Genomic DNA, 24,255 nt, shown 5'->3' on the forward strand with positions numbered 1-24,255 from the left:
AGCCGTCAAGAAGGCACTTCTGCCAACCACCGCCCGGGGGCCGCCATGACCATCACCGTTGATCGACCGTGTCCGAAGGTCTTCGATGCCGATCTGCCGCAGATCGACTACGAGGATTGCCAGAGCCCGGATGAGGCACACCAGATTATCAGCGAGGCGCGCCGCCGGGCGCCGATCGCAATCGGGCCGCACGGGCCAGAGGTGCTCAGCTACGAACTCGTTCGAAATGTGCTGCGCAATCACAGATTCCGGGTACCGCAAGGAATGTTCCTGGCCGCGCAGGGAATCACGAATGGTCCGCTCTGGGACCGGGTGGCTACCAGCCTGATCAGTCTCGACGGGCCAGCGCATCACCGCCTGCGGCGACTGGTCTGCAAAGCCTTCACCCCACGCGCCACCGCGCGACTACGCACGACGGTCATCGACGTGATCAACGAGCTCGTCGACGGCCAGACGGGCAGCCGACGTTGCGATGTGGTGACCGACATCGCCCGCCAATATCCGATCCCGATCATCTGTGCGCTCCTGGGCGCACCGTCGCAGGATTGGGAGCTGTTCTCGGCCTGGACGGAAGACATCTTCAAGGTCTTCGACTGGAACGTCGCCGAACACGAGCGGGTCATCCTGGCGGCGTGGGAGGCGCTGGACGCCTACATCGACGAGATGGTCGCCGCCCGACGCCAAACATTGACCGACGATCTGCTTTCGGAGCTGATTCGCGCCGAGGACGACGGCGACAGCCTGAGCGCCGACGAGCTGCGGATGCTGGCAGCGGGCCTGTTGATGGCCGGCACCGACACCACGCGAAATCAGCTGGCCGCCTCGGTGCAGGTGTTATGTGACCACCCCGAGCAGTGGGCCCTACTTGGCCGACGCCCCGAGCTTGCGACGAACGCGGTGGAGGAGACGATGCGCCACTCGCCCATCGCACCCGCGATGCTCCGCATCGCTCTTGAGGACGTAGAACTTGCCGGCGTCATGATCCCGGCCGGCACCCTGGTCCTGGCGAATATGGCAGCGGCGAACCGCGATCCCGCTGTCTACGACGATCCCGACCGCCTCGACATCACCCGCGATGGCGCACCGGCGATGCAGACATTCGGCGCCGGCATGCACTACTGCCTCGGCGCAAATCTCGCCAGACTCGAGCTCGCCGAGGCTCTTTCGATCATGGCTCGGCGCATGCCCAACGCTCGGCGCACCGGTCCGGCCCCGTGGAAGCCGCTGAGCGGCATAAGCGGACCGACCACGCTGCCTATCGAGTTCGACTCCGAACAGCCGGCCGCCTAGCGCGAGCGGAGCAACATTAAATCAATCGCTTGACTTAAAACCGTGCAGGCGGTTGACTGGCGGAATGACCACCCTCGGCAGGCCCGTGCGCAGCGAGCGGGCCAGTTCCACGCAGGAGGCCATCCTGGTGGCGGCCGAGCGGCTGTTCGCCGAGCACGGTGTGTTCGCGGTCTCCAATCGGCAGGTCAGCGAGGCCGCCGGCCAGGGCAACAACGCCGCGGTGGGCTACCACTTCGGCACCAAAGCCGACCTGGTCCGCGCGATAGAGCACAAGCATCGCGGCCCCATCGACCAATTGCGGGAGCAGATGGTGGCGGCGCTGCCCGCTTCGGCCGGAATGCGGGACTGGGTGGCCTGTCTGGTCCGACCGCTGACCGACCACTTGGAGGAACTCGGCAACCCGACGTGGTACGCACGCTTTGCCGCGCAGGCCATGACCGACCCCGCCTACCACAACATCGTCGTCAAGGACGCGCTCAGCTCACCGTCGCTGGTGCAGGTGATCGACGGAATCAACAGCTGCCTGCATGACCTGACGGTGAGCGTGCGTTCCGAACGAAACATCATGGCCCGCAACCTGTTGATGCACACCTGCGCGGATTTCGAGCGGGCGCTCGCAGCAGGCACCGCGGCGCCGCACTGGTCCTGGCGGGCGGCGGCCACCGGCCTCATCGACGCGATCGTGGGCCTGTGGTTGGCACCCGTTACTGAGTCCGATTAAGAGCAGATTGATGAAAATAGTTGTAAACCAAGATATTTGCGCCTCATCGGGCAACTGCGTCATGAACGCGCCCGAGGTGTTCGACCAGCGTGACGAGGACGGCGTCGTCGTCCTGCTCAACGCGAACCCTCCGGCCGAGCTGGCCGAGGGCGCCCGCAAAGCCGCCGCTTTTTGTCCGGCGATGGCGATCCAGATCGAGGAGTGACCGTGTCGGAAACGCTGGCAACCACACCGGACGTCGACCCCGGGATACCCGACTATCCGATGGCCCGCGCGGCTGGGTGCCCGTTCGCGCCGCCTCCGGACGTGATGGCGCTGGCAGCGGCCACGCCGCTCAGTCGCGTCCGGATCTGGGACGGCAGCACTCCCTGGCTCATCACCGGTTACGAGCAATGCCGGGAACTGTTCTCCGACGCGCGCGTCAGCGTGGACGACCGCATCCCCGGGTTTCCGCACTGGAATGCCGGCATGCTGGCCACGGTGCACAAGCGGCCGCGATCGGTCTTCACCTCCGACGGCGAGGAGCACACCCGGTTCCGGCGAATGTTGTCCAAGCCGTTCACGTTTCGTCGCGTCGAAGGTCTGCGCCCCACCATCCAGCAGATCACCGACCAACACATCGACGCGATTTTGGCGGGCCCGCAGCCGGCCGACATCGTCACCGCTCTGGCCCTGCCGGTCCCGTCGCTGGTGATCAGCCAACTGCTCGGTGTGCCCTACGAGGACGCCGCACTGTTCCAGGAGCATGCCAACGTCGGTCTGGCCCGCTACGCGACGGGCGAGGAAACGGCCAAGGGCGCGATCAGCCTGTACAAGTACATCATCAAGCTGGTCGAGGCCAAGATGGAGAACCCGGCCGAAGACGCGGTCTCGGACTTGGCCGAACGGGTCAAGGCCGGCGAACTCAGTGTGAAAGAAGCCGCACAGCTGGCCAATGGACTGCTGGTTGCCGGCCACGAAACCACCGCGAACATGATTGGGCTTGGCGTGCTCGCCCTGCTCGAAAACCCCGACCAGGCAGCCGTATTGCGTGATGCCGAAGATCCCAAGATCGTCGCCAATGCGGTCGAGGAGCTACTGCGCTACCTCAGCATCATCCAGAACGGCCAGCGCCGCGTCGCCGTCGAAGACATCCCTATCGCCGGCCAGGTCATCAAAGCCGGCGAAGGAATAATCATCGACCTGGCCCCGGCGAACTGGGACCCGCACGCGTTCACCGACCCCGACCGGCTCTACCTGCACCGCTCGGGCGCCGACCGCAATGTCGCATTCGGTTACGGCCGGCACCAGTGCGTGGGCCAGCAGCTGGCACGTGCGGAACTGCAGATCGTCTACCGCACGCTGCTTCGCCGGATTCCCACGCTCGCCCTTGCCGTTCCGATCGACGAGATCCCCCTCAAGCATGACCGGCTCGCCTACGGCGTTTACGAACTGCCGGTCACCTGGTGAAAGGTCAACGATGACAACAGCAAGCACCTTGTACCCGCCCGGAGGCTTTGGCGCGCCGAAGGATCGGCGCGGGCACGCCAGCGGCAGCGACGTCGGTCTGCCCGAGGGAACCGTGGTGTTCTCCGCGGACAACCACATTTCTCTGGCCGCAGACATCTTTTACGAACGTTTCCCCGACGACCTCAAAGACAAGGCGCCGCGCATCTGGTACGAGGACGGCGCCTACCAAGTGGGCCGCAAAGGACAGTCGTTCCTGCCCGGGGACTTCAGCGCGGTGCTTATGCAGTACGACGACCTGCCGGGCGCGGCGAGCACCAACATCGAGGCCCGTATTCAGGAGTTGCGGGAGGACGGCGTCGACAAGGAACTCGCCTTCCCGAACGCCGTTCTGGCCCTTTTCCACTACCCTGACAAGAAACTGCGGGAGCTCGCGTTCCGGATCTACAACGAGTACATCGCCGAACTGCAGGAGCGTTCGAACGGTCACTTCTACGGCGCCGGGCTGATCAACTGGTGGGACCCGGAAGGGACGCGCAAAACCCTGGCCGAGTTGAAGTCATTGGGGCTCAAGACGTTTCTGATGCCGCTCAACCCGGGCAAGGACGACGACGGCATCCCGATCGACTACGCGAGCACCAAGATGAGCGCCGTGTGGGACGAGATCGAGGCTGCCGGCCTCCCGCTCACCCACCACATCGGCGAGACCCCGCCGAAGAGCCCGTGCGAATTCAACAGCGTCGTCGTCGGGATGATGATCAACATCGACGGATTCCGGGAAACCTTCTCCAAGTACATCTTCGGCGGCATCCTCGATCAGCACCCAGCGCTGCGGATCGGCTGGTTCGAAGGCGGGATCGCCTGGGTGCCCTGGGCGCTGCAGGACGCCGAGCACCTGGTGGCGTCCTATCAGCACATGTTCAACCGGCCGCTGGAACACGAGGTGCGCTACTACTGGGACAAACACATGAGCGCGTCGTTCATGGTCGACCCGCTGGGGCTGGAGTTGATCGACCGGATCGGCGTCACCAAGGTCATGTGGTCGTCGGACTACCCGCACAACGAAAGCACCTACGGCTACTCCGAGAAGTCGTTGGCAGCCGTCGTCAACGCCGTCGGCCCGGAGAAGGCGGTCCGAATCGTCAGCGACAACATCACCGAATTCCTGGGCCTGTGACCACTTTCGCAGACACCATTCCCGAGGTACCCGACCTGATCCGGATGCGCCGGGAAACCGGAGCGCGGCTGCGCGCCGCGATGGCCGACCGTGGCGTCGACGTTCTGGTGCTGCTGGGAAACAATGCCGTCGTCTATGCCACCGGAGCGAGCTGGCCGCTGGGGGACGCCGGCGTATCGTACGTGGAACGACCGGTCGCCGTGGTGCTGGCGGACGACGAATCGCCGCACCTGTTCCTACCGTTCCGTGAGGGCGCCTCGCAGGAGTCGGATCTGCCCGCCGACCATCTGCACGGGCCCGTCTATCTCGAATTCGACGAAGGCGTGGCGAATTTCGCCCGGGTGCTGGCGGATCTGGTTCCGGCCGGTGCCGTGGTCGCCGTCGACGAGTTCACCGGCGCCATGTCACGCGCCCGGAACACGTTGTTCCCCAACGCCGCTCCCGTCGACGCTGCGGCCGTGATCAGCGCCGCCAAGGCGATCAAGACCCCCGACGAATTGGCGTGCATCCGCACGGCGGTACGGATCACCGACGAGGCGATGGTCGAAGTCCACAAGGCTCTGGCGCCCGGGATTCGCCAGATCGATCTGTCGGCCACCTTTTTGCGTCGGGCCTTCGAATTAGGCGCCATGGCCAGCATGCTCGAGCCGATCTGGCAGGTGATGCCGCCCAGCAAGGCCGAGGGCGTGTGGACTACTCATGGCGATCTGGCGCTGCCGCTGCTGACCACCGAGCGTGAACTGGCCGCCGGGGATGTGCTGTGGACCGACGTCAGCATCACCTACCGCGGCTACTGTTCGGATTTCGGCCGCACCTGGATCGTCGGGCGGGACCCGACACCGCGGCAGCAGGCCCAGTTCGACCGGTGGCAGGAGATCATGACCGCCGTGCTGAGCGTGGCCCGCGCCGGGGCCACCGCCGCGGATCTCGGGCGCGCCGCCATCGAAGCCAACGGCGGCACCCGGCCTTGGCTGCCGCACTTTTACCTGGGGCACGGCATCGGCGTCAACGCGGCCGAGATGCCCATGATCGGCACCGATCTCGGTGACGAGTTCGACGAGAACTTCGTCCTGCAACCGGGCATGGTCCTGGTGCTGGAGCCAGTGGTGTGGGAGGACGGGACCGGCGGCTACCGCAGCGAAGAAGTGCTGGTGATCACCGAGGAAGGGTCGACACGATTGACCGACTACCCCTATGACCCCTATGTCTGTTGACGTCCTGCCCGACGACCGCGCCCTGCGCTGCGCGCGACGAGAGCGGGCGCTGGCCCAGATGGCGGCTCATGATCTCGACGTCCTGGTCCTCGGACGACAAGCCAACGTCCGATACGTTTCCGGCGCACCGCAACTGTGGGTCGCGGGAACCCGGCCATTCGGCCCCACCTGTGTGCTGGTACGCGAGACCGGCGCGATTCACCTGCTCAGCACCTGGGACGAGGGCGTTCCCGACGATATCCCGCACGAGCACCTGTACGGCATCTCCTGGAATCCGGCGAACACCATTGCGGCGCTGCGGCGCATCGACGGCGCGGACACTGCCAAGCGCGTCGGAACCGACGCCCTGTCACCGGTTTTCGCTCAGCTGCTGCCCACCGCGTTTCCCAATGCCGAATTGGTCGACGGCGAACTGGCGATGCGGGCCGCGCGGCGGATCAAGACCGGCGAAGAGCTTGCCGCGCTGCGCGAGGCCGTCACCGTGGCCGAAAAGGGGCTAGCCGCGGCACTATCCGAGTTGCGACCGGGCGTCAGAGAACAAACACTGGCGGGAGTGCTGTTGGAGGCATTGGCGGCCGGTGGGGTGAGCACCCCGTCGAATCAGGACGTCGCGTGGGTGACGGCGCGTGAGCACCCATGGCGGCGCGGGAGCGGTGACGGCCGCGTTCAAAACGGCGACCTGGTGGCATTGTCCGCGGGCGTCCTGGTCGGTGGTTACATCGCTGAAGTGGGCCGGACTTGGCCCGTCGGCAGTATCGACGGTGCAGCAGCACTGTACCGGCGCTGGGGCAGGCTGTGGGATGGCCTCTTTGCCGCGTGCCGGCCCGGCGCGACAGCGAGTGGCCTACTCGCCGCCTACGACGCCGTGGGGGAGGCGCCACCGCCCATGCCGGTAGCGCGGGGCTTGGGGATGGGCTTCGACCCACCCGTCATCTCGCCGCTGTTACCGGAGACGGCGAAGGGTGAAAGGTTGGACCCGGGCATGGTTCTCGCTGTCACCGGGTACGTCTGGGAACCCGAGGTGGGCGCGGTCTTCGGTCGCGAAGCGGTGTTGATCACCGACGACGGACCCGAGGTTTTGACCTCCAGCCCGTTCTGGCAGGAGTAGCCGTGCCGGCCGAAGCAGATGTGCCGGCGAAGAAGATCATCCGGTACCACCAGCTCACCAACTTTCCGCCGGAATGGCGACTGAGCACGAAGGTGCGCAAGAGAAAGTGCAAGGGCTAGTGGTCGAGCCGCCGTTGGCCGGCTACACGGTCGTCGACCTGTCCACCGGAATCGCGGGTGCCTACTGCACCAAACTGCTGGCCGACGGAGGCGCGACGGTCATCAAAGTCGAACCGCCAGAAGGCGATCCGCTGCGCTCCTGGTCCTCCTCCGGCGCCACGATCCAACCGGGTGCCGACGGCGCATTGTTCTCCTTCCTGGCTGGCGCGAAGCACAGCGTCGTTGCCGATCCCGACACCGACGCCCAGTTCGTGGACCGGTTGCTTGCCGCCGCCGACGCTGTCGTCTGGTCCGCCGGCTCTGAAGTTGCCGAGCACCACGAATTTGCGCCGGATGAGCTGCATCGGCGCCATCCGCACCTCACGGTCACCTCGATCACACCGTTCGGGCTGCGAGGCCCGTGGCACGACCGGGCCGCGACCGAGTTCACCCTGCAAGCATGGTCGGGCGGCATCATCGGGCTGGGCCGCGGGCAGCCCGAGCGGGCGCCGGTATTCGTCGGCGGGCAGGTCGGGGAGTATCTGGCGGGAGCCTTCGCGAGCGCGGCGACGTTGGTGTCGCGGTACCGCGACGCGGGTGAGTTGATCGATCTGTCGATGTTGGAAACTCAGATCCTGTCGCTGACCTATTACCCCGTAACGTATTTCGAAATGCTCGGCCGACCGTGGCGCGATGCCCGGCGGCTCACCGTACCGGGGGCCGCGCAAGCTCAAGACGGTCTGGTGGACCTCGGCTGCGGCACCGCGCAGCAGTGGTTCGACCTGTGTGCGATGGTCGGTCACCACGAGTGGATCGACGAAGACTCTCCGCTGACGATCACCGAGCAGGCCAACCTGCACGCCGAGGAGATCTACGCGTGGGTGCGCAGCCATCCCGTCGACGAGATCCGCGAACTCGCGACGGCCTTCCGCATCCCCAACGCACCGGTGGCCAATGGCGCGAATATCACCTCCCTGAACCACTTTCGAGAGCGCGGTTCGTTCGTGCGCAATCCCCGCGACGGCTTTCAGCAGCCGAACCACCCGTATCGGATGCGGCCCGCACGCCTGCGGCCACCAACCCCGGCCCCGAGACTAGGCGAGCACACCGCGTTGTACCGGGCCGCCACCAGCAAGCCCCGGACGGACCCCGGCACGGGCTCGTCTGCAAAGCGGTTGCCGCTCAGTGGACTTCGCGTGCTGGATATGACAACATTCTGGGCAGGCCCTAGCTGTACGCATTATCTGGCTATGCTCGGCGCCGACGTGATTCATGTCGAATCCACCCGCCGCCCCGATGGCACCCGAATGATCGCCGGCATTCCCGCTACCGAATACCAATGGTGGGAGAAGTCGCCGATCTTCGCGGCCCTCAACACGAACAAGAAGGGCCTGACCCTGGACCTGCAGAGCCCGCGCGGTCGCGAGTTGCTGCACCGACTGATCGCCACCTGTGATGTGGTCGCCGAAAACTTCACCCCCCGTGTGCTGGATCAGATCGGGCTGGATTTCGGCACGGTCCAATCGATTCGGCCCGACGTGGTGATGGTCCGGATGCCCGGGTTCGGTCTGGACGGGCCGTGGCGCGACAATCCGGCGTTCGCGTACGTCATCGAGGCCGCGTCCGGGGTGAGCTGGCTGACCGGCTATCCCGATCGTCCGCCGTACGAGCCCTATTCGGTGGGCGATCCCAATGCCGGCGTCCATGCCCTCAACGCGCTGCTGCTGGCTTTGGAGCACCGACGCCGCACCGGCCAGGGCGTGCTGGTGGAAGCGGCGATGGTCGACGCCGCGCTGAACATCTCGGCGGAGCAGGTCATCGAACACTCCGCGTACGGAGCACTTCTCGAGCGTGCGGGTAATCGCGGGCCGACCGCCGTTCCGCAGAATCTCTACCGCACGGTCGATGTCGATGAGTTCGGTCGGCTCGACTGCTGGGTGGCCATCGCGGTGCAAACCGACGAACAGTGGGGGATGCTGTGCAATGCCCTCGGATCACCTGCGTGGGCAACGGATCCGGCGCTGTCTACCGCGTCCGGTCGAAGGGAGCGCGAAGACTTCATTGACGAGCGGTTGGCCGCCTGGTGCGGACAGCGCAGCGGCGACGACATCGTTGCGACACTCTGGGAAGCCGGTGTGCCGGTGGCCAAGGTGATACAACCGCACCGGCAAGCGGAGCTAGCCCAACTGAAAGCCCGCGGATTCTTCGAACTCGTCGACCACCCCGTCCAAGCCCACGACAACCCAGTGCGGTTCAGCACGGTGCCCATGAGATTGTCGCTCGGACCGGATACTTTTCATCGCCAGTCGGCGCCCCGGCTGGGGCAGCACAACCATGAACTGCTGACCGAATTGGGTCTGACCGATGCCGAAATCGCCGAGTTGGAGTCCGATGGCGTCATCGGATATACGCCGGCTACCTACTCCAAGATCTGAAGGCGACGACCATGGCCATCGACCCCTCGAATATCCTGCTCACCGGCCGGGTCGCGGTGGTGACCGGCGGGGGAGCGGGCATTGGTCGCGGCGTAGCGGCTGGGCTTGCGGCATTCGGTGCGACGGTGGCGATCTGGGAGCGCAACCCCGAATCCTGCGCTCAGGCCGCCAAATCCATTGGCGTGCTGGGGATAGTGGCCGACGTCCGCGACAGCGCTCAGGTGGACGATGCGTTGCGGCGCACTGCCGCCGAGCTCGGCCCGGTCACGATACTGGTGAACAACGCGGGTGGGGCCTTCTCCTCTCCGATACTGGAAACCAGCGAAAACGGTTGGGACGCCCTGTATCGGGCCAACCTTCGCCATGTGCTGCTGTGCAGCCAACGAGTGGCTCGACAGCTCGTCGCCGCCAAGCTGGGAGGCAGCATCATCAACGTCACATCAATCGAAGGAGTGCGCGCCGCACCGGGTTACGCGGCATACGCGGCCGCAAAAGCCGGCGTGATCAACTACACCAAGACCGCCGCGCTGGAGTTGGCGCCCCATGGCATTCGGTGTAACGCGATTGCGCCCGATATCACCGTGACCGAGGGACTCGCACAGCTCGGCGGGCCGGATGCGTTGGCGGGCGTCGCCAACATGGTGCCGATGGGACGTCCGGGGCATGTCGACGAGATCGCCGGTACCGCAGTCTTTCTCGCGTCCGATATGTCCAGCTACATCACTGGTCAGACGATCCACGTCGACGGCGGTACGCACGCGGCGGCCGGCTGGCACCACCATCCAGACACCGGCGAATACCAGCTCGCGCCTTAGCGCGAGCAGACGCTAAATTGCATTTTTCGGCGCGGAAATATGCAATTTTGTGTCTGCTCGCGGAGGTGATGGGGGCGATTAGTGGCGCCAGCCTTCCGCGGCCTGTTCATCGAAGGTCCGGTCGATGCGCTCGAACCGGCGGCGGATCGAGGCCCGGGATGCCTCGTGCGGAAGCACGTAGAGGCGGTTCGCCAGGATCGCATCGGCGATCAACTTGGCGAAGGAGTCCACCGTCACGGTGTCGTCCTGCGCCGGCAGCGAACCGACCGAACCCGTCACATCGGGCGATGACGCCAGGCCGTAATCCGCGCCTCGGATCCGCTCGGAATTCGAAACCAGTTTGGTCTCGATGACCATAGGACACAGCACCGACACCCCGATCCCCGCGTCCTTGACCTCCCGGGCCAGTGTCTCCGCCAGACCGACGACGCCGTACTTGGCAACGCCGTACGCCCCGAGACCCGCATTGGGCACCAGCCCCGCGAAGGACGCGGTGAAGGCCAGGTGGCCACCCTTGTTCTGTTCGAGCAGTCTCGGTAGAAACGCCTCGACGGTGTGGATCGACCCCCACAGGTCGATATCGATCACCCACCGCCAGTCCTCGTGCGTCATCTCCGCAATCGGGCCGGCCACCACGATGCCGGCGTTGCTGAATACGACGTCCACCTGGCCCAGCAGCCGAAACGCCTCGTCCGCAAGGTGAACCACCTCGTCGAGGTGCCGAACGTCGCATCCGACGCCATGTGCCTCGACGCCCTCGCCACGCAGGTGGGCGACGGCGTGTTCCAGCCCGGGCTGGTCGACGTCGGCAAGCACGACCTTGGCTCCGCGGCGGCCGAACTCGGTAGCGGTGGCAAAGCCGATGCCACTCGCGCCGCCTGTGATGACCGTTCCGAGCCCTGCGAAGCTAGAAATTCCGCCCATAGAACGGAACCCTATTTCAGGCAGCTCCCCGCATCGACCGGCAGGGTGACCCCGGTGACGTAGCGCGCCTCATCGGAGGCCAGGAACAACACCGCGTTGCTGATGTCCTCTGCATCCACCCACGGGACGGGCAGGGTGTGGAACATCTGACAGATCGGGGCCATGTCGTCGGGTCCCGGGTTCTCCAGATCGGGGCGGAACATTTTCCAGGTGCCCTCGTTCATGATCATCCCGGTGCTCACGTGGGTGGGATGCACCGAGTTGACGCGAATCATGTGTTGCCCCAACTCGACTGCGAACGAACGCATGATGCCGACCACGCCGTGCTTGGCCGCGACGTAGTTGCCGCAATGCGGATACGCCTTCAGGCCGCCGACCGACGACGTCAATATGATTGAGCCACCCCGTTTTCCGGCGATGATGTGTGGCACACCGGCTTTCACCGTTTTCCAGACGCCGGTCAGGTTCACGTCCATCATTTCCTGCCAGTCGTGTTCGGTGCACTGGTCCAGGGTGTCACCGCCATTACCGATGCCGGCATTGGCGACGATGATGTCCAACCGGCCCAACTGCTCGACGCCGGCGTCCACCGCGGCCTTGAGGTCGTCGTAATTGCGCACGTCGACCTCGGCGGTGAAGATCCGCCGGTTGAGGCCCTTCACCAGATTTGCGGTTTCGGCCAGATCTTCCGGGGTTGCCGGCGGGATCGGGCTGGTTTCCACGACTCGCTTGCAGACGTCGATGGCGATGATGTCGGCGCCCTCTTGCGCCAATCGCACCGCGTGGCTGCGGCCCTGACCGTGCGCCGCCCCGGTGATGAAGGCGACTTTGCCTTCAACGCGTCCAGTCATTTTCTCTCCTATCGGGCTCTAACCGGTGCACCGGCCTCAGCCGATAACGGCCGGCATGGTCTCCCAACCCCGAACGGTGGATGTCGGGGAAAGCTTTGCGTTTGACAGGTCGACCTCCCATTCCGGGAAGCGCTTCAAAATTTCCTCCAGTGCGATGCGGCCCTCGAGTCGAGCCAGCGCCGAACCGAGGCAGTAGTGGGTGCCGACGCTGAAGGTGAGGTGCTGATGCGGCTCGCGGCGGATGTCGAAAACGTCACCGTCCGGCGGGAATTGGCGGTGGTCGCGGTTGGCCGCACCGATGAGCATCATCATGACGCTGCCTTCGGGAACCGTCCGGCCGTAGTACTCGACATCCCGCGTGACGTACCGCGCCACGTGCGGCGCCGGCGGTTCGAACCGCAGCAACTCCTCGATGGCGGCCGGAATCAATGACGGGTTCTCGACCAGTGCGCGACGTTGATCGGGGTGTTCGGCCAGCACCTTGCCCGCCCACCCGATCAGCCGGGTGGTGGTCTCGTTGCCGGCGCCGGACACGACGGTGATGTAGGTCAGCAGTTCCTCGCGGCGCATCCGGCGCACGGTGCCGGTCTCGTCCTCGAATTCGGCGTTGAGGAGTTCGGTGGTGAGGTCGTTCGACGGATTCGCCGCGCGCCAGTCGATGTAATTGCCGAAGAAGTCGCTGCTGAGCATCGCTTCGGCCGAGAACTCCATCGGCTTGCCGGCCTCGGTGCGCATCTGCGCGTTGGCGAAATCCCGTGCGGCTTCTTGTTCTTCCTCGGGCACACCCAGCAGCATGCCGATCACCCGCATCGGCATCTGGGCGCCGAGGTCGGTGACGAAGTCGAACCGTTCGCCGCCGATCAGCGGATCCAAACTGCGCGCGCAGAATTCGCGGATCTTGGGCTCCAAGTCGTTGATCTTGCGCGGAGTGAACATGCGCGACAACAACTTCCGGTGGACATCGTGAATGGGGGGATCCGAGAAGATGAGCACGCCCGGCGGCATCTCGATGTTGGCTCGGATCAGTTCGAGGATGGCGCCCCTGGCCGAGCTGAACGTTTGGTAGTCCACCAACGCGTTGTCAACGTCGGCGAAGCGGCTCAACGCGTAGAAGTCGTGCTTTTCGTTGTAGTACAGCGGCGCCTCTCCGCGCAGCCGGCGGAAGGTCGGGTAAGGGTCGGCGTTGAGCTCTACGTCGTAAGGGTCGAAATAGACGTCGCTGGCTGCGCTGACTGTCACGGATTGCCGCCTCTCGCCGTAACCGGGTCTTGCCGCAACTGAACCCTGTCATCACCCACCGATAAGTGTCAACGAGGAATCCGTTTTAGCTATTTGCGGTTCTTGTTATCAGAGAATAGCGTTCTCAAGATCGTGACTCAAACCACCCACGTGCGATATTCGCTCGCCGCGCGAATTAAGAGGAAAAACGCGTCGCCCTAGTCGGCGGCGAAGCCCCGTGAGCAGAAATCCCACACCTCATCGGCGGTGATGGGATGCACCGTCGCGTCGTCCTCGCCACCACTGGATTGGGCGATGAACATGACCGTCTGCATCGTCATGGCCGCCATTCGCTTCGCGTTGACGCCCGCGCGCAACTTGCCGACCTGCGCGGCGGCTTCCATGAGCTCGGTGAGCAACGTCAGCAGGGGTGCGTGCGCCACCTTGACCTCGGCCGGGTGGGTGACCAGCAGCCGCGGGGCAAAGTCGGTGAACAGCGGTCGCTGGGCGGTGGGGTCGGGGCGGGAGGCCTCGTAGAGCAGCTCGACGGCGACCTTCAGCCGCTCGAGGGGGTCGGTGTGGCTCTCCGTTGCGGCGCGGATCTGGTCGGCGGAACGGCTGAGGGCGTCCTCGAACAACGCGAGCAGCAGTTCGTGTTTACCGTCGAACTGCAGGTAGAAGCTGCGCAACGACTGGCGCGAGCGGTCCACGACCTCCTGAACGGTAAAGTCCGTGCTGCCCTTCTCGATGATGATCGCCTGCGCCGCGTCGAGGAAGCGCTGAACGCGCTGCGCCGCCCGCAGTTTCGCCGTCTTGATGGACCGCTCGACCGCGCGCTGCTTCCAGGCCGGCTCTTCGCTCGGGTCGGTCACGGGCGGCTCACTTGATTGCCGCGCGGGAAGAACATGGTTGGACTGTACCGGAGAACGCCGTGCCATCGGTGTGCTCGACCTCCTCACGGGCGTCGTTTCGGAGATTGTAACTTGCCTACGACGAGAATACTATTCTCTTAGATGTGTGTTGGGAAGCAAAGTTGCGAGAGCGAATCCCGCTAAGCGCCCGGCCAGCCCCATGAAGCCTCGAGGAGTCCCGTGCAGCTGACCTTCGACGCCGATGTCGAGGCATTCCGCGCCGAATTTGTGGCGTTTCTCGATCAGCACTTGCCTGACCACTCCGAGGGGTTCGAGCGGCCGCGGTCGTGTTCGCACATCCCGGAATGGGCACGTCGGTGGCAGCGCCTCCTGTTCGACAACGGGTGGCTGCTGCCGGGCAATCCACCCGAATTCGGCGGGCGCAACGCCTCGCTGCTGGAGCAGTACGTGTACCTGGAGGAGTTGGCGCGGCGGCGGATCTACCACAGTTTCAATCCCCAGGGCATCGGCATCATCGCGGCATCGTTGCTCACTTTCGGTAACCCGGAGCAGAAGCAGCGCTGGGCGGTGCCGATCTTGCGCGCCGAGATCACCGCGTCCCTGGGCATGAGCGAACCCGGCGCCGGCTCGGACCTGGCGTCGCTACGAACACGGGCGGTGCGCGACGGCGACCATTTCGTGGTCAACGGGCAGAAGGTTTGGACGTCGGGTGCCCACGACGCCGATGTGCTGCTGACATTCGTACGCACTGACCCGGCGGCGCCAAAGCACAAGGGAATCAGCGTGTTGCTGATTCCCACCGATACTCCCGGCGTGGTTCGCCGCCCGTTCGCATCGGTATGTGGCCACGACGACGTGGATTTCAACGAGGTGTTCTTCACCGACGTACGCGTGCCGGTGGCGAATCTGGTGGGTGAACTCAACGGTGGCTGGCGCGTCGCACACGGCTCACTCGGGCACGAACGAGCGATGCTGTGGATGGACTACGCCAACCTATTGCATGAGCTGACGGTCGATTTCGGCCCCTCGGGCGCCCTGGAGCGCGACAGCTACGCCACCTTGGTGATGGACGCCCAGGCGCTGCGGCTACTGGGTTCGGCGGCGCTGGCGAAGGCGGCCCGCGGAAATGAGGACGTACCGGCCCAGTCGGTGTTGAAACTCCTTGGCTCCGAGGCCTTACAACGCGGCACCGAGAATGCGCTGAACGCCGCCGGGGCCGGCGGACTTGTGCATCCCGCGATGACGTCGGCTTTTGCTCCATTAGATCTCGACGGCCACTATGGCAGTTGGTTCGACCGGTACGCCCGTACCTTCGCCGCAACGATCGCCGGCGGGACATCAGAAATACAGCGCAGCATCATCGCCCAACGCATACTCGGGCTGCCGCGCAACTAGCCGCCAGGTTTCACCCAAACCCGGGGGTTTACCCGGGGTCAGCGCGTCGTCGTGGGTGCCAATGTTTATTCGACACAGCATGGCCGGCGGCTGACGGGCCGTCCCTATCGAGGATGACCTCAATGGATTCCAGCGTTCTCAGCCAACTCGCAGCGGTACTGTCCAGGCCCGACGCGGTTCTGACCGATACCGATGCGTTGACCGAACGAGGTCGTGACTACTGGGGGTTCGGTGGCGTGCCGGGGGTGGCCCTTCGCCCGGCATCGCGCACCGAGGTGGTCTCGGTCTTGCGCATCGCGGCCGCACATCACATACCCGTCGTGACGCGGGGCGGCGCGTCGAACTGCAGTGCCGGCATGATGGCCGCACCCGATGTGGTGATGCTCGACATGTCGGCGATGAATCGCGTGCTGGCCGTGGATCCCGACGCGCGCACCGCACGTGTCGAGGCCGGCGTCATCAACGCCGACCTGCAGAAGCAGTTGCTGCAGTACGGCCTGTGCTTCTCGCCGGACCCGGTCTCGGCGCCACTGTCGACGGTCGCCGGCAACATCATCGAAAACGCCGGTGGACCACACGCATTGAAGTACGGCGTCACGTACAATCATGTGCTCGCGGTCGAATTGGTCCTGGCTGACGGCACGGTGGTGAACCTGTCCGCCGAGGATGACGGCGCGGACCTGCTCGGGGTGATCATCGGGTCGGAGGGAACGCTCGGCATCGTTACCGAAGCAACCGTGGCGCTTCGCCCCATCGCCCCGGTGACCCACAGCCTGATGGGTAGCTTCGCCTCGGCGCATGATGCCGCGGACGCCGTCGCCGACATAATCGGCACCGGTACGGTGCCGGCCGCTTTGGAATGGCTCGATCGCGCGGGAATTGCGGGGCTACAGGCGTTTACCGACACCGGCTACCCCACCGACGTGGATGCGATCGTGCTGGTCGACGTCGACGGCACCGCCGAGGAAGTGGAGCGCGACGCGGCGACGGTCGAAAAGGTGTTGCGGCGCAAGTCCGTCGAGGTGCGGGTCGCCACCGACGACCAGGCTCGCGAAAAGCTCTGGTACGGACGCCTGCACGCACCCGACGCCGTGGTACGCAGCGGCCACGACTACTTCATCGGGGACGTCACCGTGCCGCGCAACAGGATCCCGGAAATGCAAGAGGCCATCCAGCGGGCCGCGACTCGGCATTCCGACGGACTGTTGTTCATCGCGGTGGCCGGGCACGCCGGTGACGGAGACCTGCACCCGATTTCATTCTTCGATCGGACCAATCCCAAAGCCGCGGCGGCATTGGAAGCTGCTAACAACGAAATCGTCGATGCCGCACTGGACCTCGGTGGAACGCTGACCGGCGAACACGGCGTCGGCACCGAGAAGCGCCAGTTCATGACCAAGCGGTTCACCCCCGTCGAGATCGCCGCGCAGCGGGCCGTGAAGCGTGTCTTCGACCCTGCTGGACAACTCAATCCCGGGGTGCTGCTTCCCGACCTGTCGGCGGACGAGCCCGTGGTGAACCTCTTCGAGGAAACGGTGCGGGTGTCGTTGGACCGCTACCGTGGGGGCCCCGCCGTGCCGACAGATTTTGACGACGCGGCGCCGGTCGCCGCCACACACATCGAGCTCAACGCGGCGAACCTGAGCTTGAATGTCGGTGCCGGAGTGTTGCTCACCGACCTAGCCGCCTTCCTGGCCGAGCACGGCATGGGTTGCAGCGCGCTACCCTCCGACCTCGGCGACGACCCCCGCACGAGAAGCGTCGGCGCGCTCATAGCCACCGCAAGCGGCGCGGACCGGCACGCCGTGCGCAATGGTCTGCTCGGCTTGGAAGTGGTCCTGACCGACGGGCGTGCACCGGCCCGGTTCGGCGGCGAAACCATGAAGGACGTGGCGGGCTACGACCTGAAACGCCTCTTCATCGGCTCCCACGGGGCATTCGGCGATATCGTGTCGGCGATCTTCAAGGTCAACTGCTTGCCGGCGGCATGAGCAGGGTGGAGCCGCGCGTCTTACGCGATTCCAGGTCGCGGTGTGCTTGGGCGGCGTCGGCCAGCGCATAGCGCTGACCAATGCTGGGCTCGACCGTGCCGCTGCCGATAGCTCGGAAGAGTTCCGTTGCACGCCAGGCAAACTCGTGGTATGTGCGGTTGAAATGACTGCGCAGCGGGCGGGTCAGGTACACGGAACCCGCGGTGTTCAGCCGTTGCGGATCGACCGGTGGAACCGGCCCGCTGGCGGCGCCGAAAAGTACCAGCGTGCCGCGAATGGCCAGGCTTGCCAGGCTGGCATCGAAGGTTGTTCGGCCGACTCCGTCGTATACCGCGGCCACGCCGCGGCCGTGGGTCAGTTCCCGGATGACTGAACCGAATTCGGCTGGATCGGCCGGGTAGTCAAGGACGTGCGCCGCTCCCGCCTGCCGTGACCGGTCCGCCTTGGCCGGGGTCGACGTCGTTGTGATCACCCGAGCGCCAACACTGGTAGCCCACTGGGTCAGGATGAGGCCGACGCCGCCCGCGCCGGCATGCAGCAGAATGGTGTCACCCGGCTTCACCCGGTATGCGGAGTTGATCAGGAAGTGCGCCGTCAGACCCTTCAACAGCGACGCGGCCGCGACATCGCTGGCGATGTCGTCCGGCACATGTGCGGCGAAAGCTGCTGGTGTGACGCAGTATTCGGCATAGGCTCCGACCGCGTCGGCGGTAGCGACACGGTCGCCCGCCTGAACCGTGGAGACGTGCGAGCCGACGCTGACGACGGTGCCGGCAACCTCATTACCCGGTGTGAAAGGCAATGCCTTTGGGTACCGCCCCGATCGGAAATGGGTGTCGATGAAGTTGACCCCGATCGCCTCCGACTTGATCAGCACGCCGTCGGCGTCGGGCTCCGGTTCTGGAACTTCGGTATAGCTGAGAACTTCGGGCCCACCGGTTCGACTCACCCCCACCGCGCGCATGCGGTTACGTCACTGCGCGGCCAACCACGCCTGTTCTTCGCCCGGATTGGGGAGCGCTCGCCCGCCCTCCATCGCGAAGTGCGCGGGACTGTTTTGAATGATGACCAGGACGCGGTGCGGCGGAATGCCGGTCACTTCGGTGGCCGCATTCGCCACTTCGGCCAGCAGTTGGCTGGTTTCGTCATCGGGATGACCCGTGCGCACCCAACCGTTGATGAGCAAGGGTTGCGCCGGTTGGGCATCGGTGTAGACGGAATCAGCGGGTAGCTCGTTGAACACCACGTTGATATAGGTGCTGGGCACGTGATTGACGCGGGAATGGATCTCGGTGATGGCGGCGGCCAGATTGGCCTTGGTCTGCCCGTCAAGCGTCGAGGCGGCCGTGGTGATGGTGTAGACGGGCAAGTGTGTCCTCCTCAGCCCAGGAATGGTAGTTGGGGAATGGTGGGCGCCACGATCACCGTCGGTCCGTCCGCGGCCAGCGCCGCGGAGAATTCACGGGCCAGGGCATCGCTACTGTCGACCGTCACCGAGCGGCAGCCGAATCCCTTTGCCAATGACTCGATGTCGAGGCCGGGTAGATCGAGGCCGGGTACTCCGGGCGTCTTCTCCAACAACGCAAACGACTTGAGGATCGCATACTCACCATTGCGCAGCACAACGTACACGATGGGCAACTTGTGCTGCGCGGCGGTCCAGATCGCTTGAATCGAATATTGAAAGGAACCGTCCCCAATGGTGGCGACGACCGTGCGCTTGACGCCACGGGCACGGTCGCCGAGCGCGATGCCGACGGCCGCCGGTACACCCCAACCGATTCCGCCACTACCGGTGGCATAGAAGCCCGCGCTGCGCGTGGTGGGAAGCCACGTCTGCTGTTCAGCAATCGTCGAAGTCGACTCCATCACCACCGCGGCATCCGCCGGCTTGAGAGTGCTGATGACCTCGTACACCGCATTAGCGGTCATCGGCGCGGACGCCGGTAGGTCGGACTTGCGTTCGTGCGTCAACGGGGGCGGAGGCTGCCGGTCCGCGGGTACCTGCACCGCCTCGGTCAGGAATGTCAGGGCATGCTTTACGTCACCGACCAAACTGTCTCCGACCGGCGCCACCGCAGCACGGTCCGGACTGGAAGTGATCTGCAGCAGTTCGGTGCCTTCGGGCAGATACTCGCCCGCCACGTAGGGGTAGTAGCGGAACACTTCCGCGCCAACTACCACCACCAGGTCGTAGCCGTGCAGCACCTGTTCCACCCCGGCGATGGTCATTGGCAGCATGCCGGCGTAGAGCGGATGGTCTTCCGGGAACGAGACGCGGTCGGGTAGTGCGCTGCCGTAGACGGGCGCCTTCAACTTCTCGGCGAACGCGACACCGGCATCCCAGGCGCCGGCGCGGTCCACCTCGGGACCCAGCACGAGAGCCGGACGCTGGGCGCCGCTGATGCGTTCGGCGAAGTGGCGCAAGCGATCTGCGTCGGCGTGGGTCCGTTCGGCGATAGTTCGCACCACCGCGGGGCCAAGCGCCGGCTTCTCCCAGTCATCCAACGGGATCGACAGGAATACGGGGCCGGCGGGCGGCTGCAGCGCCGTGGCATAAGCGCGCATGAACGCGGCCGGGACGTCTTCCGCGCGCGCCGGTTGGTAGGCCCATTTAACCCACGGCTGCGGCAGCACCGTCGCATCCCTATTGGCCAGGTAGGGGTCGCACAGCAGCATTTCCCGGGTTTGCTGACCGGCTGTGACGATGAGCGGGGTATTGGCCCGGTATGCCGCCACCAGACTGCCGACCGCATTGCCGGTGCCCGCCGCCGTGTGCAGATTAACCAGCGCCGGCCGTCCGGTGGCCTGGGCGAAGCCGTCGGCAATGGTCAGCACCGACGCTTCCTGCAATGCCAGCACATAGGTGAAGTCGTCCGGAAAGTCCCGCAAGAAGGATTGCTCGGTTGATCCGGGATTCCCGAAGACCGTCGTCAACCCCAGCTTTCGGAGCAGTTCGAAGGTGACGCCGTGCACGTCCTTTGCGTCGGCCATCTAGACACGACCTTTCTAAATCGAGACAGAGGAAGGGCGGGCCGTCGGCCGCTCAGCTGTCCACCGCTGAAGTCAAGCACCGGTGGCCACGTGCCGACCCCGGGTAAACCCCCGGTTTCGACGCGCCCCGGGAACGATTTCCTGCGACCATGTTTTTCGTGCGCGACAATATGCGCGGTTTGCTCGGCCGTCGGCAGCAGCAGCAGCAATTGGCGGGGCTGCTCGGTGGCGCGCGCGAGGGCCACAGCGGAGTGCTCGTTGTTCGCGGCGAGCCTGGTATCGGCAAGACCGCGCTGATCGACCACCTGCTTGACCAGGCGGCCGACTTCCGCGTCATCCGCACCAGTGGAGCCGAGTCCGAGATGGAACTGGTTTACGCAGGGGTGCAACAGGTTTGGGCTCCGCTACAGGAGTCGATGGGGCGGCTGCCCAAACCCCAGCGCGGCGCGCTGGAGGTGGCACTCGGCATCAGCGAAGGGGACGGGGCGCCGGATCCGCTCTTGGTTGGGCTGGCTCTGCTCACGTTGCTGGCCGACGCGAGTGCGGGTCAACCGACGATCTGCGTCATTGACGACGCGCACTGGGTTGATCTGGTTTCCATGCAAGCGTTCGGATTCGTGGCACGACGACTACTGGCAGATCGAATCGTCATGATTTTTGCTGCTCGACGGCCTTTGCCCCAACTGGCGAACTTGCCCGAACTGGTCCTGTCGGCCCTGTCGGAGCGGGACGCACGGACACTGCTGACGAGGCTGATGCCGGGCCGGCTCAGTGATCGCGTGCGCGACAGCATCATCGCGGAGTCGAGAGGGAACCCGCTGGCGCTGCTCGAATTGAGCCGCTCCCTCGGTCCGACCGAACTCGCCGGCGGCTACGGATTGGCACGGGCGAAATCGATCCCCGGGCGCATCGAAGGCAGCTTTGTCGAGCAGTTCAACGACCTTCCGGCGCCCACCCGCACGCTGTGTCTGATCGCGGCCGCCGAACCCACTGGAGAACCCTCCTGGCTGTGGGCCGCCGCGAAATTCTTGGCAATCGACGCCGACGCGGCGGCGCCCGCCGAAACGGCCGGGCTGCTCTCGGTCGACGGCCGCGTCCGGTTTCGCCATCCGTTGGTCCGGTCGGCAATCTACGGGTCGGCACCTCTGGCGGAGCGCCGACGCGCGCACGAAGCCCTCGCCCGTGCGATCACCGGTTCGACCGCCTCCGACCACCGCGCCTGGCATCGAGCGCATTCCCTTGCGGGCCCGGACCCGGAGGTCGCCGACGAGCTGGTTGCCGCGGCCGAGCAGGCCCGCGCCCGGGGCGGTACCGCCGCCGCGGCGGCGTTCTTGGCAGCGGCGGTCGACGCAACCCCGGATGACCAGCCGCGGGCCCGGCGTGCGCTGCAGGCCGCTCAGGCCAAGCTCGACGCCGGCGCGCTGGACACCGCGACTCAGCTGTTGACCCTGGCCACCGATCTATCGGATGACGAATCCATCACTGCGCGAGCCGATCTCATGCGTGCCAGGCTGGCCTGGGCGGCGCGCCGTGGTCTCGACGCTCCGCCGCTGTTGTTGGCAGCGGCGCGGCGCCTCACCGGCATTGACGCTGTGTTGGCGCGGGACACCTATCTCGAGGCGGTGATGTCGGCCCTGATCGTCGGTCGCTTCGGAGCGGACAGCGCGGGTTCGCCGGTGTTCATCGCCCGTGCTGCTCGCCGCGACATTTCCCTCGATCCCCACGACACGGTCGATATGTTGTTGCAGGGCCTCATCGTCCGGCTCATCGACGGTTATGTTCCGGCGGCGCCGCTGCTCAGGGAGGCGATTGCGCAATACGTGCGCGAAACCCGGACCGGAACCGCGGATCCCAGGTGGCATGACATCACGAATCGGGTCTGCCTCGATGTGTTCGACCAGGACGCGTACGACTTCCTCGCCACGCAGCAGTTGGAAAAGCAGCGTGCCGCGGGCGAATTGACGCTCGCGTCCTCTTCGTTGTCGACCTATGCCGGGGTCTGCGTCACACGGGGCGACTTCGGGGCGGCCGAGGCCGCGCTCGAGGAGGTACAGATACTGGCGGCCGCGACCGGAACCCCTCCGCACCTTTCGATCGAACCGTATCTGGCCGCCTACCGCGGGCAGGAAAAGCGGTGCCTCGACTACGTCAGCGCCACGATCGAGGGAGCCTCCGGGCGCGGTGAAGGGACCGAGGTATCCGTCGCGCTCTACGCTGCGGCGATCCTACACAACGGGCTGTCCCACTACCCGAAAGCCTTGGACGCTAGTATGTCCGGACTCGGCGACTACGACGACGTCGGCATGGCGGGCTACTTGCTGACCGAGGCGGTCGAAGCCGCCGCCTACTGCGGTGAAACATCGCTAGCCACCGAACTTCTCACCCGCCTTCGCGAGCGTGCCGAGGCGAGCGGAACCGAAGTCGCGCTCGGGATCGCGGCGCGCTCCGACGCATTGACCGGGCACAGCGCCGAACCCGACGCTGACTTCCAAACCGCGCTACTGCACTTGCAGCGCACGCCCGTCGCTGTCTATTTGGCCCGCACCCACCTGGTCTACGGCGAATGGCTGCGCAGAGCCAACCGGCGCGCCGATGCCAGGATCCAACTGCGGTTGGGCTACGACATGTTCGCCAAGATGGGCGCGCAAGGCTTCGCCGCACGAGCGCGCCGTGAACTCCAGGCGACCGGTGAGGCGGTGCATAAGCCGGTGAAGGGCACTGCGGTCGCATTGACGACCCAGGAACGGCAGATCACCAGCCTGGCGCGGGAAGGTTGCACCAATTCCGAGATCGGCGCCCAGCTCTACATCAGCCCCCGCACGGTGGAATGGCATCTGGGCCGAATCTTCGCCAAGTTGGGTGTCACGTCACGACGAGAGTTGCGCGGCCTCAGTCCCGAACTGCTGGTTTAGAGCTGAACCAGCCGCGGCGCAAAACCCTTGTCGCGCAGCATGCCTCCCGCTTCCCGGGTCAGCTCCCGGGCGCTGCCGAAGAGCCCGTCCAACACCAACGCCCGCTTGACGTGCCGGTGCAGCTGGTGTTCGGCGGTGAAGCCGATGCCGCCGAGCACCTGCTGGCAGTGGCGGGCGGTGGTCAGTGCCGCCTGACCGGCCGCGGCTTTGGCCAGCAGGGTGGCCAGTTCGTCGGGTTGTTCCGTGGCGGCCTGCAAAGACGCTTCAGCGCCCTCGATGGCCACCAGCGCCTCCGCGAGTCGGTGGCGCACCGCTTGGAAAGACGCGATGGGACGGCCGAATTGAACGCGGTCCAGAGTGTGCCGGCGGGCCAGGGACAGCATGGCCCGACTGGTGCCGACCAGCCACCAGCCCAACGCCCGGCGGGCCGCGTCCGTCGGGACGGGTTCCCCGGCCGTCACCCGCCGCAACGGCAATTCCTCATCCAGCGCCGAGGTCACGATATCGGTGCGTTCCCACACCACCCAGGAGCCACCCGCATACGGCAGCGGCACCGTGGTGCCGCCCGGTTGTCCGGCGGCCCGCAGCACGACGTCGTTGAGGACGGGTGCCTGCGCTCCGGTCTCACCGAGCAGGCGGAATACCAAAGGTATTGCAGTACCCGGGATTTCGTCGAGCATGTCGAGCCAGCCGAGCTCGGACAACGACGCGTCCAACTTGGCCCCGGAAGCGTCCGTCATCGCGGTGCGCAACGAGTCGGCCAGCAACTGCAGCTCGGGGTCGAGAGCCACGGC

The 24,255-nt window shown here is 65.6% G+C and carries 20 protein-coding genes; 12 read left to right on the top strand and 8 right to left on the bottom strand.

Annotated elements, in window-relative coordinates:
- The first annotated feature begins 45 nt into the window (after positions 1-45).
- The 9 genes from BST27_RS02305 (at position 46) to BST27_RS02345 (ending at position 10,304) form a co-directional block, all read left to right on the top strand.
- The gene (locus tag BST27_RS02305; RefSeq protein ID WP_069418130.1) at positions 46-1,290 is read left to right on the top strand and encodes a cytochrome P450; all 1,245 of its coding nucleotides are present in this window, start codon (positions 46-48) and stop codon (positions 1,288-1,290) included.
- 64 nt (positions 1,291-1,354) lie between these two features.
- Positions 1,355-2,011 carry a TetR/AcrR family transcriptional regulator gene (locus tag BST27_RS02310; protein WP_069418129.1) on the top strand — a complete coding sequence of 219 codons (657 nt, stop codon included), beginning with the start codon at positions 1,355-1,357 and terminating at the stop codon, positions 2,009-2,011.
- Between the two features lie 10 nt (positions 2,012-2,021).
- The gene (locus BST27_RS02315) at positions 2,022-2,216 is read left to right on the top strand and encodes a ferredoxin (RefSeq protein WP_069418128.1); all 195 of its coding nucleotides are present in this window, start codon (positions 2,022-2,024) and stop codon (positions 2,214-2,216) included.
- 59 nt (positions 2,217-2,275) lie between these two features.
- Entirely contained in the window at positions 2,276-3,460 is a 1,185-nt protein-coding gene (locus BST27_RS02320) for a cytochrome P450 (protein WP_139804981.1), read from the top strand.
- Positions 3,461-3,572: 112 nt separating this feature from the next.
- Positions 3,573-4,634 (top strand): amidohydrolase family protein, encoded by a 1,062-nt coding sequence (locus BST27_RS02325; RefSeq protein ID WP_197518079.1) that lies wholly within the window; start codon positions 3,573-3,575, stop codon positions 4,632-4,634.
- A gap of 44 nt (positions 4,635-4,678) precedes the next feature.
- Positions 4,679-5,848, top strand: coding sequence for a M24 family metallopeptidase (locus BST27_RS02330; protein ID WP_079219545.1), 1,170 nt, complete (start codon positions 4,679-4,681; stop codon positions 5,846-5,848).
- Entirely contained in the window at positions 5,838-6,956 is a 1,119-nt protein-coding gene (locus BST27_RS02335; RefSeq protein ID WP_069418126.1) for a M24 family metallopeptidase, read from the top strand. Before BST27_RS02330 ends, BST27_RS02335 begins: the two co-directional genes overlap by 11 nt.
- Before the next feature lie 118 nt (positions 6,957-7,074).
- A complete protein-coding gene (locus tag BST27_RS02340; protein WP_232007211.1) occupies positions 7,075-9,489 on the top strand; it encodes a CaiB/BaiF CoA transferase family protein in 2,415 nt (804 codons plus the stop codon).
- Positions 9,490-9,500: 11 nt separating this feature from the next.
- Positions 9,501-10,304, top strand: a complete 804-nt coding sequence (locus BST27_RS02345) for an SDR family NAD(P)-dependent oxidoreductase (RefSeq protein WP_069418124.1) — start codon at positions 9,501-9,503, stop codon at positions 10,302-10,304.
- Positions 10,305-10,382: 78 nt separating this feature from the next.
- Here the strand turns inward: BST27_RS02345 and BST27_RS02350 are convergent, their stop codons facing one another.
- The 4 genes from BST27_RS02350 to BST27_RS02365 all read right to left on the bottom strand — a co-directional run bounded on the left by BST27_RS02350 (position 10,383) and on the right by BST27_RS02365 (position 14,169).
- Positions 10,383-11,228 (bottom strand): SDR family NAD(P)-dependent oxidoreductase, encoded by an 846-nt coding sequence (locus BST27_RS02350; RefSeq protein ID WP_069418123.1) that lies wholly within the window; start codon positions 11,226-11,228, stop codon positions 10,383-10,385.
- A gap of 11 nt (positions 11,229-11,239) precedes the next feature.
- Entirely contained in the window at positions 11,240-12,079 is an 840-nt protein-coding gene (locus BST27_RS02355; RefSeq protein ID WP_069418122.1) for a mycofactocin-coupled SDR family oxidoreductase, read from the bottom strand.
- A gap of 36 nt (positions 12,080-12,115) precedes the next feature.
- A complete protein-coding gene (locus BST27_RS02360; protein WP_069418121.1) occupies positions 12,116-13,318 on the bottom strand; it encodes a cytochrome P450 in 1,203 nt (400 codons plus the stop codon).
- Between the two features lie 197 nt (positions 13,319-13,515).
- On the bottom strand, positions 13,516-14,169 hold the full coding sequence (locus BST27_RS02365; RefSeq protein ID WP_069418120.1) for a TetR/AcrR family transcriptional regulator: 654 nt from the start codon (positions 14,167-14,169) through the stop codon (positions 13,516-13,518).
- 219 nt (positions 14,170-14,388) lie between these two features.
- On the opposite strand from BST27_RS02365, the gene BST27_RS02370 reads away from it, so the two are divergent.
- Complete coding sequence (locus BST27_RS02370) at positions 14,389-15,564, top strand: acyl-CoA dehydrogenase family protein (RefSeq protein WP_069418119.1); 1,176 nt, start codon at positions 14,389-14,391, stop codon at positions 15,562-15,564.
- 122 nt (positions 15,565-15,686) lie between these two features.
- Complete coding sequence (locus tag BST27_RS02375) at positions 15,687-17,555, top strand: FAD-binding oxidoreductase (RefSeq protein ID WP_232007205.1); 1,869 nt, start codon at positions 15,687-15,689, stop codon at positions 17,553-17,555.
- Here BST27_RS02375 and BST27_RS02380 read toward each other — a convergent pair.
- From BST27_RS02380 to mdlC, 3 genes are read right to left on the bottom strand one after another with little or no spacing between them, the layout of a single operon-like run.
- Complete coding sequence (locus tag BST27_RS02380) at positions 17,533-18,519, bottom strand: quinone oxidoreductase family protein (RefSeq protein ID WP_069418117.1); 987 nt, start codon at positions 18,517-18,519, stop codon at positions 17,533-17,535. The genes BST27_RS02375 and BST27_RS02380 overlap by 23 nt on opposite strands.
- Before the next feature lie 9 nt (positions 18,520-18,528).
- Entirely contained in the window at positions 18,529-18,924 is a 396-nt protein-coding gene (locus tag BST27_RS02385; protein WP_069418116.1) for a tautomerase family protein, read from the bottom strand.
- 11 nt (positions 18,925-18,935) lie between these two features.
- Positions 18,936-20,549 (bottom strand): benzoylformate decarboxylase, encoded by a 1,614-nt coding sequence (gene mdlC, locus BST27_RS02390; RefSeq protein ID WP_069418115.1) that lies wholly within the window; start codon positions 20,547-20,549, stop codon positions 18,936-18,938.
- A gap of 149 nt (positions 20,550-20,698) precedes the next feature.
- Between mdlC and BST27_RS02395 the strand changes: the two genes are divergently transcribed.
- Entirely contained in the window at positions 20,699-23,461 is a 2,763-nt protein-coding gene (locus BST27_RS02395; protein WP_069418114.1) for a helix-turn-helix transcriptional regulator, read from the top strand.
- Here BST27_RS02395 and BST27_RS02400 read toward each other — a convergent pair.
- Complete coding sequence (locus tag BST27_RS02400; RefSeq protein ID WP_069418200.1) at positions 23,458-24,201, bottom strand: acyl-CoA dehydrogenase family protein; 744 nt, start codon at positions 24,199-24,201, stop codon at positions 23,458-23,460. The two genes, BST27_RS02395 and BST27_RS02400, sit on opposite strands and share 4 nt — an antisense overlap.
- Between the last annotated feature and the right edge of the window lie 54 nt (positions 24,202-24,255).

It is taken from the genome of Mycobacterium intermedium (genome assembly GCF_002086275.1).
GTDB classification, from domain to species: Bacteria; Actinomycetota; Actinomycetes; order Mycobacteriales; family Mycobacteriaceae; genus Mycobacterium; species Mycobacterium intermedium.